This window comes from Luteolibacter sp. Y139 (genome assembly GCF_038066715.1).
Classification (GTDB): domain Bacteria; phylum Verrucomicrobiota; class Verrucomicrobiia; order Verrucomicrobiales; family Akkermansiaceae; genus Haloferula; species Haloferula soli.
Genome location: NZ_JBBUKT010000007.1, coordinates 24,269 through 41,162, shown reverse-complemented (window position 1 = coordinate 41,162; position 16,894 = coordinate 24,269). Strand labels below are relative to the sequence as shown.

The following is a 16,894-nucleotide window of genomic DNA, read 5'->3' as shown; positions in this document are numbered from 1 at the left end:
TATGATTTCGGCAAGGAGCCCGGGGGCTCCGATGGGGGGAATGGACAGTTCGGATTTAGTCCGGCTAGGCCTGCTTCTTCCGGAACATGCGATACCCAACGAGCAGCAGGATGGCTCCCACGGTGGCAATGAAGATGCCACCGAGATCGAATGATTCGACTTTCCCCATTCCCATGAAGGATGCGAGAAAGCCGCCGAGGATCGCACCGACGATCCCGAGGATGATCGTTACAAGGATACCGCCGGGGTCCTTGCCCGGCATAATGAACTTGGCAAGCGCCCCTGCAACGAGCCCGAGAAAAACCCAAGAGATAATCCCCATAAGACCAGCCGTGATATCTCGTTGGTAAATATGCAGCAAGTGGATTCCTCGCCACTTTGCCGCATATTTTATAATTCCGACACCCGCTTATTTCCCAAGTCCGAAGCGACTATGGATCAAAGCGATTGCCGGACGGGACGGCACGGATTACCCCATGGTCATCCGCCATGAAAACCTTCTCCGGCTTCCAGCTCATCACCCCCGGCGACCTCCACTGGCGGCCGTCGAACCTGATGAAGATTCCCAATGCCGACTTCCTTGAACGGACCGGCAGCGAGAACATGGGCGCACGGCTCTGGAGGATGCCGCCGAAGAGCGCGAACACCCTCCACAAGCACATCCGCGCGGAGGAATTCTACTTCGTCCTCGAAGGCACCGGCCGCATCCGCATCGGCGCGGAAACCGTGACCGTGCCGAAGCATGGCGGCGTGCTCGTCGGCCCCGACCAGCTCCGGCAAGTCTTCAACGACACCGACGAGGAAGTATTGTGGCTGATCATCGGCGCGCCGGAGGAGATGGAATTCCTCAAAGGCTCCCTTTCCGACATGGACCTCTCCCTGATCTATCCGGAGGACCCGAAGCAATTGCCGAAGGAACTTGCTGGATTGACGTGGCCGCCGAAGGAATGAGTGCCTCTTTGTCAGCGCTGATCACCTTCGAGGATCGTCCTTCCGACTCTCCCTTCATCGAGAGAGTGTGGCGGAGCCGCAGTGATCAGGCAGGGGTTTTCCGTTCCATCGCGTCCTGCTACTGGGACCTCGTCTTCGCCAAGGTGGAGGGCAAGACCATGATCGTCGTGCACGGCCCGGAAACCGTGGCTTCCATGGCCGATCTACCACCGGACGGCGATTGGTTTGGCCTGCGCTTCAAGGTCGGCACCTTCATCCCCCAGTTTCGCAGCAGTGAATTCCGGGACCGCAACGACATCATCCTTCCGAACGCCACGAGCCGGTCATTCTGGCTGAATGGATCAGTATGGGAAATTCCGACTTTTGAGAACGCGGAAACATTCGTGAACCGTTTGGTGCGCCGCGGAGTGATCCAGGAAGACCGCGTCGCAAAGGCCGCCATTCATGGAGAACCTCAAGACGTCACCACCCGCACCGAACAGCGGCGTGTAGTCCAGATCACCGGCCTCACTTGCGGAACCATCCACCAGATCGAGCGCGCGCGGCAGGCCACCCTCCGCCTGCGGCAAGGCGCGTCCATCCTCGACGTAGTCCATGAAGCGGGCTACTACGACCAAGCCCATCTCACCCGCTCACTGCAACGTTTCATCGGACTGAGCCCGGCCAAGATCATGCGTGAGCAGGAGCAGCTGTCGCTTTTATACAATAGGGAGCAGGCCTGATCCGCTACAGGTTGATTGTGATCATGAACCAAGACACAATCCTCCAACCCTCCGGCCATTGCGCCCCGTCCTGCAAGGCCATGCCGAAGACCGCGGCTGTGATTAAATCAATGGTCGTCCTGTTCCTAGCCTTCGACGGAATCACCAAGGTCATCCGGCTGGCGCCCGTAATGGAGGCCTGCCAAAAGATGGGCATCAGCCCGGACATGGCCGTCGGCATCGGCCTGCTACTACTCCTCTGCACGGCGCTCTACGTCATCCCCAGAACCGCCATTCTCGGCGCGGTTCTGTTGACCGGCTATCTGGGCGGAGCAGTGGCAACGCACGTGCTCCAGCACAGCGGGACATTCCCCATCATCTTCGCCTTCGGCTTCGGGGTGCTGGTCTGGCTCGGACTGGCGCTTCGTGATCCAAGGATCGCCTGCTGGATGTTCAAGCGCCCTGCCTCAGTCTAACAACCCACTGCCATGTCCTTCCAAGCCTACCTCCGGAACATCGAGACCAACACCGGCAAATCACCCGCCGACTTCCGCAAACTGGCGGAAGCCAAAGGATTCACTCGCGCCGGCCAACTCGCCGCCAGCATCAAGGCAGGCGACATCGTCAAGTGGCTCAAGGACGATTTCGAGATGGGGCACGGGCACGCGATGGCCATCTATGCCCTGCTGAAGGGCGCGAAGAACGAAGACAGCGCCTGAGAAGAGTTCAGTGCCCGCCATGGGCGATGCCATCGGAGAAACCGAACCCGCGCCTTACCGCGGCCATCTCCGCCGTGAGACGACCGCTTTCCTCGCGCACGATCAGCGGCTCCTCTACCAGCATCGGCTGATTGACTTCATCCCGATGGCGGCAGGCGAAAAGCGTGAACAGCGCAGGCAAAGTCTCCCGCGGAATCACATCGCGCAGCCTCACCACGGCAAGCCCGGCAGCGGCGATTCCATCCAGGGCCCGCTGCTTCTGCGGTGAAGGAAAGCACAGCACAAACCAACCGCCCGGCGCCAAATGTTTCACCGCCGCCTTGGCATAGTCCGAGACATCTCCACGCAACTCAAAGCGGGCATGCGCCTTCTGCGAGTCCTGAGGCACCACCCCGGCACTCGTCGGGAAATACGGCGGACTCCCCGTGATCAGCGGGAACTTCCTTACCAAGGCCAGATCCCTCAAGTCACCGTGGGAACACTCCACGCGATGGCGAAGGCCATTCGCATCCAGATTCGACTGAAGCAGCCGGTAGCTGATCTCCTGTGCTTCCACACAGGTCAGCCGCGCCTGAGGCCCCATGCCCCACAGGGTCAACAGCCCGACCGTCCCGATGCCGGTGCCCAGATCCAGATGTTCGGTCACCTTTGGAGAAACCTGCAGCGCATACCAAGCGGTCAGAACGTCGTCCGCGGAGTGCCGGTGGCCTTTCTTCCGCTGCGCGATCAACCAGCCCGCTTCCCCACCCGCGTCGTCCCGCCTCGGCCCGCGATCGAGACCATTCGGCCCCGTGAGTGCATCGAGGGTGATGCGCTCGCCGAGCTCCTTCTCCAGACGCTGCCGTTCTTCCTGCCAATGATCCATGGCCGACGAACAAGACCCGGCCGGAGAGAACCATACAAGCGCCGATTGCCTCACCGTGGCTGGACCATCGTCTTGCAGTCAGCCTACGTTCACTCTTTCAGAGCTGCCAGAAGTTCATCGAGATCCACCGTCGCGATCGCCGACGCCTTGTCACTCATCGCGTAGGGCAGCACCAGGCGCCGGCCATGGATGAGCGCTCCGCAGCTATAGACCACGTTCGGCACATAGCCCTCGCGTTCGTTTCCTTCCGGCGAAAGAAGCGGCCGCTTGAGACGGCCGAGAACCTTCGTCGGATCGTTCAAATCTAACAAAGCCGCACCGATGCAGTATTTCCGCATCGGTCCCACGCCGTGGGTGATGACCAGCCAGCCTTCCTCGGTCTCGATCGGTGAGCCACAGTTTCCGATCTTCACGCCCTCCCACATTTCGGCAGGGCGGAGCAATACCTGCGGATCGTTCCAAAAGTGAGGATCCGGCGAGAACATGATCAGCAGGTTCTCGTCGTCCTGTCGCGACAGCATGGCGTACTGGCCATCGATGCGTCTGGGAAAGAGCGCCATTCCCTTGTTCTGAACCGCCGACCCGTTCAATGTTAGAATGCGGAAGTGAAGGAAGTCCTTCGTCTCGATGAGCTGCGGCAGGATCGCCCGGCCATTGTAGGCGGTATAGGTCGCGTAATAGATGAAGGAACCGTCATCGCAGGTGAAGCGGACGAACCGTGCATCCTCAATGCCGTTGCTTTCATTCGCCGAGACCGGGAAGATGATGCGCTCGCTCACCGCCAGCTTCTCTGAGAAGCGCAGCTCGTAGTTCGAATCCGCAAGCCACTGGATGCATTCCAGCGTGCGGGAAAGATCGCGGGACCCGTTCCGGTTACGCGACCTCATGAGGCGGACGCTCTTCCTCAAGTCCTCGCGGCTGAACTCTTCTCCCAATTCCTCCATCACTCCCGGCGTCCACTCGTTGTCGAAGCCCATCTCGTGGAGCTTCATGACAAAGCTCTCCTTCCGATAGGTTGGATTTGTCAGCACCTCCGGCACCGTTACGAATCGCGACACCGGGTCCAGATGAATGCCTCCATCCGCCAGGATCAGGCCGCTACGGAATTCAATCGAGGAAATGTGCCCTTCACCCGTGGCCCGCAGGCTCATGATGAAGCGCAGCGCTCCCTCGGGAACACCCTCCTGGTCGGGATGAGGAACAATCGAGGGATTGAAGAGCGCCGCCGACTCCAAGGCATACTCCCCGGAGAACAGTGCCCCGATCAACAACTGCCTCGAACGCGATAGCGGCCGCTGGGTAAAGAGCTTTGGCGAGACCTTCTCGAAATGGGCTTGCAGCACCGAGTCGATGTCGAAGTGACGCCCTTGGAACTCCTCCTTCACGCCCGCCAGCTCCTGTTCCACCTCCTCCTCGGTAAGGGCTAGCGCCCGGGCAATGATGGTCGTCACCTTTTGTCCGTCCGACGGAATGAAAGGCCGTACGATCACCCGGTTGCTCTCTGGCAAAAGGGTCGCTTCATGACGCTGGCACTTCACTTTCTTCATGCGATTTGTTTCACAGTCTCCGCCGAGCTGGCTTCAGCCGCCAGCATTTCCGCCAGGGAAAGCGAAAAGGCCAGTGAGGACTCGGCCCCTTGGTTCGCATTCAGGCGGGTGGGCTGGAGTCCATCGCAACAACCGCCGGTGGCGGCATCAAACAAAGGCAGTCCGAGATCATTGCCTCCGAGAAACCAATCGAAAGCGCGTCTTGCTTCCTTGAGCCACATCGGACGGGACGTTACCCGCCAGGCTTCGAGGCAGGCGGACACCATCGCCTGCGCCTCTACGGGCTGCTGGTCATATTCGGCCCGTTCGCCTTTCCGCGGATAGAAGCCATCGCTTCCGATCGGGCGGAAATGCCCCGCACTCGCAGTCTGGATCTCCGCCAGCCACGCCAGCGATTCCAGCCCCACCTTCAGGCTTTCGCTCCCCGGCATGCGGCTGCCGCTCGCGATGAGAGCCTGCGCGATGCGGGCATTGTCGTAGGAGAGGATGTCCTCGAACCAACGCCAGTCGCGGCGGGAACTTCTCTTCCACAGCACCATCAGCCGCTGCCCTAACGACTGGAGCAAACGATGCAGCCCCAGGTCGCCCGGAAACGCCTTCAGATACTCGTGGATGCCGAGCATCGCGAAGGACCAGGCACGCGGCGAGGTGAAGCCCTCCACCGCACCGATCGCCTGTTGGAAAACGTGCATGCATAGCATGCGATGCCCGTCATTCCGTGTGCGACTACATCCGGTACCGAGTGCCCACAGGGCGCGACCATGGCTATCCTCGCTGCCGGTCTCTTCCAACCATGCCCTTCCATGGGTCATGAAGTTCCGGAATCGGCCATTGGCCGGATTGAAGGCAGCGGCAAGGAAGGCGAGGTAAGTCGTCGCCAACCGCTCCACGTTCTCCGGTGCGGGAACGCCATGGCTGTCGAGTTGCAGGCAAAGCAGGAAGGACCGGGCATTGTCGTCCGTACAATAACCCTCGTGAAAATTCGGCACATTGTAGGTCGCGTGTTGGAAGATGCCGGTCCCGTCGCTCATCCGCTCCACATGCTCGAGCCGCACCACCGGCGGCAAGGGCATGCGAGAGGAATATCCCACCGCGGGAGCGACCTTTGACTCCGCTTTCGCGAATGACTCTAGATAGCGCTCGGCCACCGCGGGCCAGATCATCGCCCTTCCGTCTTGATGAGCCTTGCGACACATGGCTTCCATCCGTTCCGGGTCTCCCATGAGTTGGCAGACTTCGCGGGAAATCGCGTCCGCATCACCCGCCGGCACTAGCACTCCTGCTCCGTCGGCCAACAATTCCTGGGCATGCCAGTAAGGCGTGGATACCACTGCCTTGCCGGCACCAAACGCCCGCGCCAGCGTGCCCGAGGTGATCTGAGCCTCATTCGGATACGGAGTGAGGTAAATGTCCGCCGCGGCCATGAATCGATCGAGGTCTTCCGGAGAGACGAAGCGATTATCAAAGATTACGTGGTCGGAGACTCCGCATTCCTCTGCCAAGGCCTCCAGACCGAGCCGGTATCGCTCACCTTCCCGCGCCACCAGATGAGGATGGGTCGCGCCGAGGATCACATAGACGGCATTGGGTTCCTGCTCGACGATGGCGGGCATGGCGCGAATCGCGTGTTCGATTCCCTTCCCAGGACCGAGCAGACCGAAGGTAAGCAGCAGGCGATTCCCCTCGTAGCCCAGCTCCTTCTTCGCCTCTTTGCCGCCTCCGAAGGGCACATCCGGGATGCCGTGCGGAATGACATCGATCTTTTGCGAATCCACTCCGTAGACCTCTTGGAGGATCTTAGCCCCACGGCCGGCCATCACCACCAGTCGAGAGCTGCGGCGTATGAGTTCGTCCATGACCCGGCGCTGGTCGATGTCCGGCTTTGCCAGAATCGTGTGAAGCGTGGTTACCACCGGTGCGTTGACCTCCTTCAACAAGGCCAGCAAATGGCTGCCCGCGGGACCGCCATAGATGCCGAACTCATGCTGGACGCAGAGCACGTCTGGACGGCTGAAATTCAGATGACGGGCGACGCGTCGGTAGGAATCAGGGTCTCCCTCATCCAACTTCAGACGAACCTCCGGCGGATAGTTGTAGCCATCGGCTTGATCGGTCACGGCAGCCACCCATGCCTCGGATCCAGGGGAGCCGGCATTGACTGCACTGAAAAGATCGTGGGTGAAAGTGGCGATGCCGCACTTGCGGGGAACGTAACCACCGAGAAATGCGATTCGAGAAAGTGTCTTCATGGGCGGGGAAGCGGTAAAACTCCGGGTGGATCAATCGTTGGAAGTTTGTTCACGTCCGGTCTGCTCCCAAGCGGCGCGAGCCGCCAGCTTGGCCTGCTCCCATTTCAGACGAGAGATACCCCTCGTCTGCTCCCACCGCTCGCGCAAGTGGTCCTCGCTTTCCTCAAAGCTCCTCCCCTCTGAAGCGCGCCAACCCTCTGCTCCGAGCCGCAATGCGGTTGCAAAGTCCTCGTAGTTGTAGGTGCGGTCGTAGAAAGGCTGGTGCTCCAGATTCTTCCTCCAATAGCTCTCGTCATTGTTCGCTCCAGCTCCCACCACGTGGCCGATGGCTGCTCCCGCTCCGGCGCCGATCATGGCTCCAACGACTGTTCCACCGGGTCCCACCAGTGAACCGATCACCCCTCCGGCAATCGCACCGTGTGCCGCGCCAAAGGTCGTTCCGAAGTCCTTGCCCTCGGGATCTGCTCTTAGTCCATCTTCCTCCTGCTTCTCCTTATCCAACTTCTGGTCCGCATTCATGGACCCGCTTCCCAGCGTGTCACGTGCCGCGGGGAGGCCCGTTGCCTAACACCTTGAACTACGGACGTTTTACTCCCCAGCCGCCGCATCGCCCCCTCATGCTCGGGTGCAAAAGACCGCAACACCCTTGCATATCGCGTCGCCAAAAATTCCTAGGACACCACCCGTTTCGCCGCTCCCCCCATCTCCACCCAAACAACCGCTTCACGCATCACCGCTGCCGCGTCGGGAAGGCCCAGCTTCAAGCGAATGTTCGTTCTATGGGCATCCACCGTTCTTGGGCTGATATGAAGGGTTTCTCCAATCTGGGGAATGGGCACGCCCCGGCCAATCAGCTCGAAGACTTCCAATTCGCGATCCGTGAGACTGGAAAGGCCCGAGCGGGAATTCCCACGGCCAAGACGATTGAGGATCTGTCCGGCAACGCGCTCGCTGAGAAACAGCGAGCCACGCAGCACTTCCGTCATCGCCTTGAGAAATTGATCCGTGGACGATCCCTTCATCAGGTATCCCCGGCCGCCCGCCCGGATCACGCGCTCGGCGTAGAGCATTTCGTCGTGCATTGAAAACACCAGCACCGGGATCTGCGGACAAAGCGCCTGCAGATCCTTGATCAGCTCCAAGCCGCTCTTGTCGGGCAGCGTGATGTCCATGATCACCAAATCGGGCTGAACATGCGGGATCGAGGCGAGGGCATCCGCCGCATTGGCTGCTTCTCCACACACCGTCCACTCGGCTTCCGCACCGATCGAGTGCCGCAATCCTCCCCGCAACATGGGGTGATCATCGACGACGAAAATCCTATGCATTCTGGGAAGGGTTTATGGGGAACCTCCGAGCCGGTCAAATCCGTTTCGGATATTCCCATTCTGCACGACTTGCAGGGCGTGCGCCACCTTCTTTACCTACGGCGCGGACCGCATTGCCCGCTGCAATCCGCATCGTGCAATTGAGGGATGTGGACACCGACAGGCGGCCGGGCAGTGAGCCGCTATTTAAGGAAACACAAGGGCTCTTGCGTTCCGTGCAAGCGGCATGAAGCTTGCAAGAGAGGGGCTCGACCCTTTGGTAATGAAACACCCCCTACATCCCCACTACGGGCTGCAACTCGCCGCGCTTCAAGCCACCGAGACCCAGTTTCTGTCCTTGCTGAACGAGCTCCAGCTCTTCCTTCCATCGCTGCAGAGCTACTTGGGAGGAATTGAAAGCGACTCGCGGCACCGTGAGGATTGCCTGCGGTTGCTGCTGACTTCTGTCCCACCGGCCACGGCTGCGTCCACTCTTGGGGACGGAGAGTTGGCGGAAGTGCGCCACGCCCGCGGAAATACCGAGCGGCGGGTCCTTGCCTTGGGAATGTGCGCGCGCGTGCATCACCACCTCATCAATGGATACCGCATCGCCCGCGAACTGGCGCACCGCCTGGGACATCCCCTTCACGCCGAGCGGATCGATCTGCTTTTGTCCCGGATGTCCGACAGCTTTCCATGCTGCAGGACGCCCGAAGAAAGTCGCCTCGATTTGGAAACGATCGCCGGCTGATTCTAACAGCCTAAGCCATCAGCTTGGGCTGTGCATTTCGCGAGCCCGAAACGCACGCTGCAACCACCGGGGAAAGGCAATCTGGCCACCATGGCGTATTCCCCAATCGCCGCCATGCGGCACGCGGGTTGCGAGACCGCTGGCACGGACGGCAGGAGCCGCCCTCAACCCGAACCAGACACGACCATGATCAGCAATCTTGAAGACCTGTACTATGATCAAATCCGCGACCTCTACAGCGCGGAGACCCAACTGATCGACGCCCTGCCCGGGCTCTGCAATGCTGCCAGCAACGACGACCTGAAGAAGGCTCTCACCGGCCACCTCGCCGAAACCCGCAAACAACGCGAGCGGCTCGCCAGCATCTGCAGCCGCCATGACATCGCTCCCGAGGGAACCACCTGCGAAGCGATGCGCGGCCTCGTCAAGGAAGCCTCCAGCCACGCCCTCTCGGTGGATCCCGGCGAGGTGCGGGATGCCGCCATCATCGCCTGCGGCAACCGCGTGGAACACTATGAAATCGCCGGCTACGGCGCTGCGAAGGCCTTCGCCGAGGTGCTCGGCTTCAGTGAGGACGTGGACTTGCTCGACCAATCGATCGAGGAAGAAGGCGCGGCCGACAAGAAGCTCACCAAGATCGCTACCGGCGGGCTCTTTGCCGCTGGCGTGAACAAGGCCGCCGTTTGACTGCTGCCGCAGGTATCCCCCGGAGATCGGGTTGCCGCGATCTCCGGGGGCACACACTACCTTGCTAGCCGTTACTGGTATTCCCCGAAGGCGTTCGAGGCACCCACCCTGAAAAACATTCGTTTCTTGTCTGCCGAGTAGGGGAACTTGAAGTAGGTCCAGTTCGCATCGGAACTCGACGAAGCTGAAGCCGCCACGGTGCCCGCTGAGGACCACGTCTTGAGATCTTCGCTAGCGTAAATGGTGAACTTGTCTGCGACCGGGACATTCGCCTTCGGGTAGCGCCACTGCAATTGCGCTTGGCCGGGCGCACTGAAACTCATGGAAGTGTTCGCAGCGGGTGCCGGCACGTCCGCCGTGACCTTCAGTTCCGCCGAGCGAGGGCTCTCATCGCCCTTCGCGTTGTAGGCGCTCACTGCAAGGTAGTAGGTCGAACCGAGGCTGACCGCAGGCAGTTGGGTTTTCGTGGCACCCACCACATCAATCACCGCGGTGTAGTTCTGGCTCGTGGTGCCGAAGTAGACCTTGTAGCCGACCACATCGGACTCGGGATTGGCGTTCCACTCCAGGGAAACTCCGTTGGAAGGGATCACCGCGGCCGATGCCACGAACGGAGATGCTGCGATGGCAAGGAAAGGTAAACGTCCAAGCCAAGTGAGAATTTGGGTTCTGATAAAAGGCATGTCGAACCATGCCGAGAGACTGCGTACCCAACAGTGGTGGTCTTGCTGATTCGTTTGTCGGTAATTTTACCGACAAGAACCTAACCGGCCAAATGATGCAGCAGCGCGTAACGGGTGATCTCGACGTTGCTCGAAAGCTGGAGCTTCTCCGAAATCCGGCTGCGATAGGTGGCAATGGTTTTCTCGCTCAGGGCCAATTCGGAGGCGATCTCCTTGATCGAACGCCCGTCCGCGATCTTCTTCAGAACCTGAAGTTCCCGATGAGATAGCGTCTCATGAGGTTCCCCCGCCCAGCCCTCCGCCGCAGCCCGTGCCAGTCGCTCGGCCACCACCGAACTGATGTGCCGGCCACCGGCCAGCACTTTCCTTACCGCCGCTACCAGAACATCGGCGGCACTCTGTTTCGAAACATAGCCGGCCGCGCCCAGCTTCAGCGCGCGGATCGCGAACTCCTCCTCGGTGTGCGCGCTCACCATCAGCACCGGCAGCGAGGGATACAGGCGCTTCAGGTCGCGCAAAAGTTCGAGACCGTCCCGTCCCGGGAGGTTGATGTCGACCAGGGCAAGATGGCAGTCCATTCGCTCGGCGATCTCAAGCGCCTCACGGGCCGATCCCGCTTCGACGATCCGCGCCGTCGGAAACTCGTCGAGCAAGAGCCCGCGCAGGCCGCGACGAACCAGTTCATGGTCGTCGGTGATCAGGATGTTCATGCCTGTTTCCATGGCATCATGGCGGAAACTTCGGTGCCTTCTCCTTCAGAAGAACAAACACGAAAACTGCCGCCGCACAATTCCGTCCGTTCACGCATGCCGAGCAGGCCGATCGCCTGCCTCCCCCGCTCCGCTTCGGCCGGCATCCCCTTTCCATCGTCAGCCACCGTCAGCCTGAGCGCAGAGCCGTCAGCCGTGCACCGCACGGCCACGTGCGCGGCACCGGCGTGGCGGACCACATTCGTCATGGCTTCCTGGAAAATCCGGTACGCCGCGGTGGCGACCGCCGGCGGGATGTCGCCAGGCAATTCCCCGGCATTCACCGTCACTTCGATCCCGGTCCGCTCCTGAAAGCGACCCGCTTCCTGCATCAGCGCCTCCTGGAGACCCAGCCGGTCGAGAGCATCGGGCCGCAAGTCCGCGGCGATCGACTGCACTCCCGTGAGCAATTGCGCCACCTGTTCCTCAGCCTCGACCAGACGGTCGATCAGTGGATTCACATTTTGATCCTCCATTCGCTCCAAGCGCCCCTCCACCCAGCGAAGTTCCATGGTCAAACTGGTGAGCGCCTGGCCGAACTGGTCATGCAACTCGCGGGAAAGCCGCGTTCGCTCCTCCTCGCGCAACCGCTCTGAACGAGCGGAGAGCAGACGGAAGCCATCGCTCATCTCCATGATGAGTTCCCGGTTGAGACGTTCCGCGCTCCGCCATCCGCGATACGCGCGGCGCAGCACAAAGAACAGCAGCAGCGATGTGGTCAGGACGAAATTCAGCCCCTTCAGCGTCTGCACGGAAGCAGAGGAATTCGGCAGGACCACGCGGACCACCTGATCCGACAGCACTACCCACAATCCGGCAGCCAATAGGTATCCCACCGTGATCCTGAGCTCAGGCCGGGGCATCACATCCGGCCACCGGGCCTCCACCTGCGCCTCACTCCTTGTCGACATCATCCCTGATACTAACATCGACGGCCTGCGGGAAAAGCTCACGGACGCAGGTCGCCTTCCACCCCGGCCTCCAGGGCACGCCCCGTCACCGCGCTGAGTAGGATCTTGCCGAGTGCCACCAGCTTGTTCTCACGAGTGTCCCAATAGTGAACCTTCTCCGGCGCCACCCGGATCAAGGTGAGGTTGGGATCATCCTTCCCGCCGGGAAACCACGCCTTGACCATCGCCCCCCACAGATCGTCGACCTTGTCGATGTCACGGCTGATCTCCGCGCGACCGTAGACCGCCAGATACTCGTGCTTGCTGTCATTGGAAAACATCAGCTCTACCCGTGCATCCTTTTCGAGAAGCTCATTGTGAACGCTGTCAGCCCCGCTGAAGAACCAGATGCAACCTTCCCGATCCACGTCTTGGGCATACATCGGGCACAGGTGAAATGGCACCTGCCCGAGCCCCGATGCAAAGAAGCAGGTGGGAGCCGCAAGGATGATCTCGCGCATCTTTGCAACCGCGCGCGAGGCATCAAGGTCTTCGATGGTAGACATGGCTTTGCTTTTGCAGACCTCGTGCCGCCGCCCGGCTTCATTTCGTTGCGTTGCCATCCGAACGCGGCGACTGTGAAAGATGGCAGAAAAACCACGATTTACCGCAGGGAAAAAGAAGGCCGCCAACCGGCAGCCGCTTCCCGACCCGGCGACCGACGCATTTCCCGCCGAAAAGGACGTCGCCATTCCACCGCCGGGCAGCGATCAGACCGTAGGCTCGCCGGATGCCAAGGCCGGGCAAAAGGGCCGTCCGCACAAACCTGATTGAGCGCCTCTGCCGTTTGCCCTCTCACGTTTGCGCGTTGCAACGGCTTTAAAGGACACTGGAAAAAGAAGAAGCGTTCCCCGGCGAATCGGCCATGGGAACGCTCGTTGTTTCGAGGAGGGGAAATCCCGCCCAATGGCTAACAGTCTCGGCTGCTTCATCCCTTTTGCAAGAGGCGCATTCGAATTGTTAGATCAGCGCTCCGACTCCATGAATCCGGCACGGGGAGTGCGAGGAAGAACGGGTATGAAAACCCATCGACCCAAAGCGCGGCTGAACACAGCCCCGGGCAAGCTCGGCTGGATCTTCCTCTGGTTGGTCGGCATTCCGATCCCGATCCTGCTCATCCTCTTCCTGATGCGCGGCTGCACCTGATCCTGGAACTTCACACGAGCCCGGCATCGCCAAGCGCGCGCGCGAGCTTGGCCTTGCCCTCCGTTTCGATCACACATCCATGCCCCGGAATGATGCGATCGAAGTCCCAGCTCATCAGTTCGGCGACGGATTCCCGGAATGCCGCTTGGTGCGCGATGCACCAGCGGAAGATGCGGCTCATGCCGGGATATCGCTTTAAGCCCGCGACATGCCGGTGGAAGAGGTGGTTCCATGGCCCCTCGTCCGGCGGAAAATTGAAGACAAGGTCCGCCACAATGAGCGTGCGGGAAGGCACGTGGAGGAAGGCGTGTTCCTCCAGCTTCGGCGCGCCTTTGAGCCGGATCACCTTCAGCTCTTGGTCCCACTCCGGCGGAGTCGGCAGAAGGGACGAGGTATGGAAACCCACCACCTTGTCAAAACCCGGCGGACCCAAAAAAGGCAGCTGGGGAAAGAGCTCCCGTCCGCTTTTTGCAAACGTATCGTGAAGGAGCATCGCCTCCACCAGCCATCCCGGCTCACCCACCCGGCGGATCGCATCCAGATCGTCAGGGGAAAATGGCGCCATCGAGTGGATCACCAGCTTGCCGGAAGAGAGGCGGATCACGGTCACCGTGCGTCCGTGTGAAGTGCCGAGAATCTTCAGCGGGTAGCGCATGACCCAAAGGTCGCCTGACAGTTCCTTCATCATGCTTCAGCCCGATTGATTCTTGATTCGGGGCCGGGAAGGCGCGATCTCCTTGTCGTGGGAAAAGCCGCGACCTCGCCTTCCAGCGCGGCCGAGGGGACCATTCCACTGCTCCGAGCCATGTCCAGCGCCCCGAAATCACCTGAGCTGACCCCATCGGCCCTCGTCACGTCGCGACGGTCGATCGCGGCCGATCTCGAGGATACCCGCCTGCTGCAGGAACTGGGTGCCCGTCTCGTGGATGAGGACAACATTGACGCGATCTATCAGGAGATCCTGGCGGCTGCAATCACGCTCACCCGCGCAGCCGCCGGAGTGGTGCAGATTCTCGACCCCAGGAGTGGCGGCCTCTCCGTGCTTTCCGCCAAAGGCTTCGATGAAGCCCTCGTGATCCGTTTCCGGCGAGTGGATGCCAATTCGCCAACCTCCTGTGGCCTCGCCCTGACCTCGAACAAGCGTGCGTTCGTCGACTTCGATGGACCCGGCGAACCCAATCCCGCACTCAAGCTGCTCCTTGAAGCGGGCTTCAGGTCGGCACAATCAACGCCGCTTGTCAGCCGGGCCGGCAACTTGATCGGCATGATCACCACCCATTGGACCAAGCATCACCGGCCCGCCGACCGTGAACTTCGGTTCCTTGATCTGCTGGCAAGACAAGCGGCTGATCTCATCGAGCGCCGGTCGTCCGAAGAAGCACTACAAACTTCAGAGCGGCGCTACCGGACCTTGTTCGATTCCATCGACGAAGGCTTCTGCACGATCGAAGTGATCTTCAACGAAGCCGGCCATCCTATCGACTATCGGTTCCTTCAGGTAAACCCTTCGTTCGTTCGACTCACCGGCATTAATGATGCCGTGGGACGAACCATGCGGGAGATCACCACAGATCACGAACCCCATTGGTTTGAAACTTACGGCCGTATCGTAAAGACCGGAGAACCCGAGCGCTTTGTGGCACGGGCGCAGCAACTGCAGCGCTGGTACGACGTGTATGCATCCCGGGTGGATGAGCCGGAACTGCATCACGTCGCAGTGCTCTTCAATGATGTCACCCACCGCGTTCATACAGAAGAGGAACTCCGCCATGCCCGCGATGCCCTCGAGTCGAGGGTCAAGGAACGGACGCTGGAATTGGCCTCGGCGCTGAAGCGGGTCCAAGACGAAGTCGACGAGCGAAAGAAAATTGAACGTGAGCGACGCGAGCTCCTCCAACGCATCGTCCATTTGCAAGAGGCGGAACGTACTCGGGTCGCCCGCGAGCTTCATGACAATCTGGGACAGCACATGGTGGCCGTCCTGATGCATGTGGAGGGCTTCCAGCGGAAGCTCTTGCAAGCCGGCAACAAGGAAGCCAGCAACGACCTCGAAGAGTTCCGAAAGGTCGTGGATGGATTAATCAGGGCCACTCACCGCCAATCGTGGGAACTTCGCCCGGCCGAACTGGACGAACTGGGTCTCGAAGTCGCCCTTGAGAACTATGTCCACCAGTGGAGCGAAAAAACCAGCACCCCCGTCGACTTCCATGCCACGGATCGGGAGACACGGGACATGCATCCTGAACAAGTCATCGCTCTCTACCGGGTCACTCAGGAGGCTCTCACAAATGTCGCGAGGCACGCCCACGCGACTCACGTCTCCGTGGAATTGGAAGTCGGAAGGTCGGTCTGCGTCTCGATCCGGGACAACGGCGTTGGATTCGACCCAGCCACTGTCAAACGGAGGTTGGGATTGTTGGGCATGCAGGAGCGCCTGGACATCGTCGGTGGCACCTTGGTCATCGACGCCAGTCCGAACCACGGCACCCGCATTCAGGCCTGTGTCCCTCACGTCGGGTAGCGAGCCCCAAAAAAACGGCGCACCGCAGCAAACTGCGGAACGCCGGTTCACGCCGATAAGCTCAGCGATAGGTGGTGGACTCCTCCGTTGTCACGGTGTTTCCCCAACCATCGCGTTCGGTGGTCGTAGTCGTCGACGACGAGCTTTCGCCACTGGTCGGTTGCACATAGGTGCAGTTGCCGAAGGCGAGAGCTGCAAGAGACAGGCAGGCGAGTTTGAGTATGGTTTTCATGGTGGTTTCAGGGTTGGCGTTCAATCGACTTTGTTGATGACTGTTCCTCCGCCGCCGGAACGGGATACGCCCGTGCGGGCGGCACCCATGATGCCAAGAGCGAGGATAACCGCTCCCATCACACCGACCCACACGGAAGGAATTCCGATCAGGGTGGCGGCGTAACAGAGCGCTCCCAACAGAATCAGGGAGCCGAGGATATAGAGCATGATTCTCATGGTGGCTCTCCAGGAGCAGGCGCGGTGCCCCGTCTCACGCACACCATTCCCCCGCCTCTTTCTAAGAGAGTTACAAGAACCTCTCGAATGAGGCGCTCATACCCTGCTCCCTCAACCCGCGCAACTTGCACAGGCCCGCAGGGGACTCCTGCAATTTCCTCTCCCCCTCTCCTCCTTCTACGCGCTCTCCTCCACCTTGAGGTAGCTTTCAGGAGACTCGTGAAGCTGGACCAATTGCGCTGAAAGCGTCTGCACCTGGCGCTCTAACAAATCAATCATCCGCTCCCACTGTGGCGGGGCCGCCGCGTTTCCCTGAAGTTGGCGAAGTACCGCCACCGTGGTGAGCATCGACGACAGGGGCGTTCGCATGTCATGCACGGCCTGCCGGACAATCTTCTCCCACGGTATGGTAACTGGATCGGTATCGGAGGGCTGGCTCACCAACCGCTGATGTCGTCGAAGATCCGTTCATTTCAAGAGAAACTGCGTGCAAAGAGGCAGCGCGGAACCGTGCGAAATGCGCACCGCCAGTGCGGTTTGCACATTTTGCTCAGGATTTCTCATCTGCTAGAGCGGAGGCAATGCTTGGCAATCAAGCAAGGCCGGAGGCATGGGCGA

23 protein-coding genes are annotated in these 16,894 nt (G+C 60.5%); 9 read left to right on the top strand and 14 right to left on the bottom strand.

Annotated elements, in window-relative coordinates:
* Positions 1–64: 64 nt before the first annotated feature.
* Positions 65–322 carry a GlsB/YeaQ/YmgE family stress response membrane protein gene (locus tag WKV53_RS17370; protein WP_341406045.1) on the bottom strand — a complete coding sequence of 86 codons (258 nt, stop codon included), beginning with the start codon at positions 320–322 and terminating at the stop codon, positions 65–67.
* A 167-nt stretch (positions 323–489) separates the two neighbouring features.
* On the opposite strand from WKV53_RS17370, the gene WKV53_RS17365 reads away from it, so the two are divergent.
* The 4 genes from WKV53_RS17365 to WKV53_RS17350 are packed head-to-tail and all read left to right on the top strand — an operon-like array spanning position 490 to position 2,371.
* The gene (locus WKV53_RS17365) at positions 490–951 is read left to right on the top strand and encodes a cupin domain-containing protein (RefSeq protein ID WP_341406044.1); all 462 of its coding nucleotides are present in this window, start codon (positions 490–492) and stop codon (positions 949–951) included.
* Complete coding sequence (locus tag WKV53_RS17360; protein WP_341406043.1) at positions 948–1,673, top strand: helix-turn-helix domain-containing protein; 726 nt, start codon at positions 948–950, stop codon at positions 1,671–1,673. The genes WKV53_RS17365 and WKV53_RS17360 overlap by 4 nt, the downstream gene beginning before the upstream one ends.
* Before the next feature lie 23 nt (positions 1,674–1,696).
* Positions 1,697–2,128 carry a DoxX family protein gene (locus tag WKV53_RS17355; RefSeq protein WP_341406042.1) on the top strand — a complete coding sequence of 144 codons (432 nt, stop codon included), beginning with the start codon at positions 1,697–1,699 and terminating at the stop codon, positions 2,126–2,128.
* 12 nt (positions 2,129–2,140) lie between these two features.
* Complete coding sequence (locus WKV53_RS17350) at positions 2,141–2,371, top strand: DUF4287 domain-containing protein (RefSeq protein WP_341406041.1); 231 nt, start codon at positions 2,141–2,143, stop codon at positions 2,369–2,371.
* A 7-nt stretch (positions 2,372–2,378) separates the two neighbouring features.
* On the opposite strand, the gene WKV53_RS17345 is transcribed toward WKV53_RS17350, so the two are convergent.
* The 5 genes from WKV53_RS17345 to WKV53_RS17325 form a co-directional block, all read right to left on the bottom strand.
* Positions 2,379–3,236, bottom strand: coding sequence for a tRNA1(Val) (adenine(37)-N6)-methyltransferase (locus WKV53_RS17345; RefSeq protein WP_341406040.1), 858 nt, complete (start codon positions 3,234–3,236; stop codon positions 2,379–2,381).
* A gap of 89 nt (positions 3,237–3,325) precedes the next feature.
* The gene (locus tag WKV53_RS17340) at positions 3,326–4,783 is read right to left on the bottom strand and encodes a glycoside hydrolase family 130 protein (protein ID WP_341406039.1); all 1,458 of its coding nucleotides are present in this window, start codon (positions 4,781–4,783) and stop codon (positions 3,326–3,328) included.
* On the bottom strand, positions 4,780–7,032 hold the full coding sequence (locus WKV53_RS17335; RefSeq protein WP_341406038.1) for a glycosyltransferase family 4 protein: 2,253 nt from the start codon (positions 7,030–7,032) through the stop codon (positions 4,780–4,782). The genes WKV53_RS17340 and WKV53_RS17335 overlap by 4 nt, the downstream gene beginning before the upstream one ends.
* A 30-nt stretch (positions 7,033–7,062) precedes the next feature.
* The gene (locus tag WKV53_RS17330) at positions 7,063–7,551 is read right to left on the bottom strand and encodes a glycine zipper domain-containing protein (RefSeq protein ID WP_341406037.1); all 489 of its coding nucleotides are present in this window, start codon (positions 7,549–7,551) and stop codon (positions 7,063–7,065) included.
* Positions 7,552–7,703: 152 nt separating this feature from the next.
* Positions 7,704–8,360, bottom strand: a complete 657-nt coding sequence (locus WKV53_RS17325) for a response regulator (protein ID WP_341406036.1) — start codon at positions 8,358–8,360, stop codon at positions 7,704–7,706.
* Between the two features lie 262 nt (positions 8,361–8,622).
* Here WKV53_RS17325 and WKV53_RS17320 point away from each other — a divergent pair, with 262 nt between their 5' ends.
* Complete coding sequence (locus WKV53_RS17320; RefSeq protein WP_341406035.1) at positions 8,623–9,090, top strand: hypothetical protein; 468 nt, start codon at positions 8,623–8,625, stop codon at positions 9,088–9,090.
* Positions 9,091–9,276: 186 nt separating this feature from the next.
* Positions 9,277–9,777 (top strand): ferritin-like domain-containing protein, encoded by a 501-nt coding sequence (locus tag WKV53_RS17315; RefSeq protein WP_341406034.1) that lies wholly within the window; start codon positions 9,277–9,279, stop codon positions 9,775–9,777.
* Positions 9,778–9,848: 71 nt separating this feature from the next.
* Here the strand turns inward: WKV53_RS17315 and WKV53_RS17310 are convergent, their stop codons facing one another.
* The 4 genes from WKV53_RS17310 to WKV53_RS17295 all read right to left on the bottom strand — a co-directional run bounded on the left by WKV53_RS17310 (position 9,849) and on the right by WKV53_RS17295 (position 12,665).
* The gene (locus WKV53_RS17310) at positions 9,849–10,370 is read right to left on the bottom strand and encodes a fibronectin type III domain-containing protein (RefSeq protein ID WP_341406033.1); all 522 of its coding nucleotides are present in this window, start codon (positions 10,368–10,370) and stop codon (positions 9,849–9,851) included.
* Between the two features lie 170 nt (positions 10,371–10,540).
* A complete protein-coding gene (locus WKV53_RS17305; protein ID WP_341406032.1) occupies positions 10,541–11,170 on the bottom strand; it encodes a response regulator in 630 nt (209 codons plus the stop codon).
* A complete protein-coding gene (locus tag WKV53_RS17300) occupies positions 11,167–12,045 on the bottom strand; it encodes a sensor histidine kinase (RefSeq protein ID WP_341406031.1) in 879 nt (292 codons plus the stop codon). Before WKV53_RS17300 ends, WKV53_RS17305 begins: the two co-directional genes overlap by 4 nt.
* 113 nt (positions 12,046–12,158) lie before the next feature.
* A complete protein-coding gene (locus WKV53_RS17295) occupies positions 12,159–12,665 on the bottom strand; it encodes a pyridoxamine 5'-phosphate oxidase family protein (protein ID WP_341406030.1) in 507 nt (168 codons plus the stop codon).
* Positions 12,666–12,744: 79 nt separating this feature from the next.
* On the opposite strand from WKV53_RS17295, the gene WKV53_RS17290 reads away from it, so the two are divergent.
* Together WKV53_RS17290 and WKV53_RS17285 are read left to right on the top strand one after the other, a co-directional pair.
* Positions 12,745–12,933 (top strand): hypothetical protein, encoded by a 189-nt coding sequence (locus tag WKV53_RS17290; RefSeq protein ID WP_341406029.1) that lies wholly within the window; start codon positions 12,745–12,747, stop codon positions 12,931–12,933.
* Between the two features lie 243 nt (positions 12,934–13,176).
* Entirely contained in the window at positions 13,177–13,305 is a 129-nt protein-coding gene (locus tag WKV53_RS17285) for a hypothetical protein (protein WP_341406028.1), read from the top strand.
* A 10-nt stretch (positions 13,306–13,315) separates the two neighbouring features.
* Here WKV53_RS17285 and WKV53_RS17280 read toward each other — a convergent pair whose 3' ends face one another.
* Positions 13,316–13,993 carry a hypothetical protein gene (locus WKV53_RS17280; protein WP_341406027.1) on the bottom strand — a complete coding sequence of 226 codons (678 nt, stop codon included), beginning with the start codon at positions 13,991–13,993 and terminating at the stop codon, positions 13,316–13,318.
* Between the two features lie 117 nt (positions 13,994–14,110).
* Here WKV53_RS17280 and WKV53_RS17275 point away from each other — a divergent pair, with 117 nt between their 5' ends.
* Positions 14,111–15,826 (top strand): GAF domain-containing protein, encoded by a 1,716-nt coding sequence (locus tag WKV53_RS17275; RefSeq protein ID WP_341406026.1) that lies wholly within the window; start codon positions 14,111–14,113, stop codon positions 15,824–15,826.
* 61 nt (positions 15,827–15,887) lie between these two features.
* On the opposite strand, the gene WKV53_RS17270 is transcribed toward WKV53_RS17275, so the two are convergent.
* The 3 genes from WKV53_RS17270 to WKV53_RS17260 all read right to left on the bottom strand — a co-directional run bounded on the left by WKV53_RS17270 (position 15,888) and on the right by WKV53_RS17260 (position 16,717).
* Positions 15,888–16,058, bottom strand: coding sequence for a hypothetical protein (locus WKV53_RS17270; protein ID WP_341406025.1), 171 nt, complete (start codon positions 16,056–16,058; stop codon positions 15,888–15,890).
* 20 nt (positions 16,059–16,078) lie between these two features.
* Positions 16,079–16,276 (bottom strand): hypothetical protein, encoded by a 198-nt coding sequence (locus WKV53_RS17265; RefSeq protein ID WP_341406024.1) that lies wholly within the window; start codon positions 16,274–16,276, stop codon positions 16,079–16,081.
* 177 nt (positions 16,277–16,453) lie between these two features.
* Positions 16,454–16,717: a histidine kinase dimerization/phospho-acceptor domain-containing protein gene (locus WKV53_RS17260; RefSeq protein ID WP_341406023.1), complete on the bottom strand. Its 264-nt coding sequence runs from the start codon at positions 16,715–16,717 to the stop codon at positions 16,454–16,456.
* Positions 16,718–16,894: the final 177 nt, after the last annotated feature.

Bases quoted from the DNA above. Each gene is read 5' to 3' on its own strand.
- WKV53_RS17370 (WP_341406045.1), bottom strand. From the start codon at position 322: ATGGGGATTATCTCTTGGGTTTTTCTCGGGCTCGTTGCAGGGGCGCTT.
- WKV53_RS17365 (WP_341406044.1), top strand. From the start codon at position 490: ATGAAAACCTTCTCCGGCTTCCAGCTCATCACCCCCGGCGACCTCCAC.
- WKV53_RS17360 (WP_341406043.1), top strand. From the start codon at position 948: ATGAGTGCCTCTTTGTCAGCGCTGATCACCTTCGAGGATCGTCCTTCC.
- WKV53_RS17355 (WP_341406042.1), top strand. From the start codon at position 1,697: ATGAACCAAGACACAATCCTCCAACCCTCCGGCCATTGCGCCCCGTCC.
- WKV53_RS17350 (WP_341406041.1), top strand. From the start codon at position 2,141: ATGTCCTTCCAAGCCTACCTCCGGAACATCGAGACCAACACCGGCAAA.
- WKV53_RS17345 (WP_341406040.1), bottom strand. From the start codon at position 3,236: ATGGATCATTGGCAGGAAGAACGGCAGCGTCTGGAGAAGGAGCTCGGC.
- WKV53_RS17340 (WP_341406039.1), bottom strand. From the start codon at position 4,783: ATGAAGAAAGTGAAGTGCCAGCGTCATGAAGCGACCCTTTTGCCAGAG.
- WKV53_RS17335 (WP_341406038.1), bottom strand. From the start codon at position 7,032: ATGAAGACACTTTCTCGAATCGCATTTCTCGGTGGTTACGTTCCCCGC.
- WKV53_RS17330 (WP_341406037.1), bottom strand. From the start codon at position 7,551: ATGAATGCGGACCAGAAGTTGGATAAGGAGAAGCAGGAGGAAGATGGA.
- WKV53_RS17325 (WP_341406036.1), bottom strand. From the start codon at position 8,360: ATGCATAGGATTTTCGTCGTCGATGATCACCCCATGTTGCGGGGAGGA.
- WKV53_RS17320 (WP_341406035.1), top strand. From the start codon at position 8,623: ATGAAACACCCCCTACATCCCCACTACGGGCTGCAACTCGCCGCGCTT.
- WKV53_RS17315 (WP_341406034.1), top strand. From the start codon at position 9,277: ATGATCAGCAATCTTGAAGACCTGTACTATGATCAAATCCGCGACCTC.
- WKV53_RS17305 (WP_341406032.1), bottom strand. From the start codon at position 11,170: ATGAACATCCTGATCACCGACGACCATGAACTGGTTCGTCGCGGCCTG.
- WKV53_RS17295 (WP_341406030.1), bottom strand. From the start codon at position 12,665: ATGTCTACCATCGAAGACCTTGATGCCTCGCGCGCGGTTGCAAAGATG.
- WKV53_RS17290 (WP_341406029.1), top strand. From the start codon at position 12,745: ATGGCAGAAAAACCACGATTTACCGCAGGGAAAAAGAAGGCCGCCAAC.
- WKV53_RS17285 (WP_341406028.1), top strand. From the start codon at position 13,177: ATGAAAACCCATCGACCCAAAGCGCGGCTGAACACAGCCCCGGGCAAG.
- WKV53_RS17280 (WP_341406027.1), bottom strand. From the start codon at position 13,993: ATGATGAAGGAACTGTCAGGCGACCTTTGGGTCATGCGCTACCCGCTG.
- WKV53_RS17275 (WP_341406026.1), top strand. From the start codon at position 14,111: ATGTCCAGCGCCCCGAAATCACCTGAGCTGACCCCATCGGCCCTCGTC.
- WKV53_RS17270 (WP_341406025.1), bottom strand. From the start codon at position 16,058: ATGAAAACCATACTCAAACTCGCCTGCCTGTCTCTTGCAGCTCTCGCC.
- WKV53_RS17265 (WP_341406024.1), bottom strand. From the start codon at position 16,276: ATGAGAATCATGCTCTATATCCTCGGCTCCCTGATTCTGTTGGGAGCG.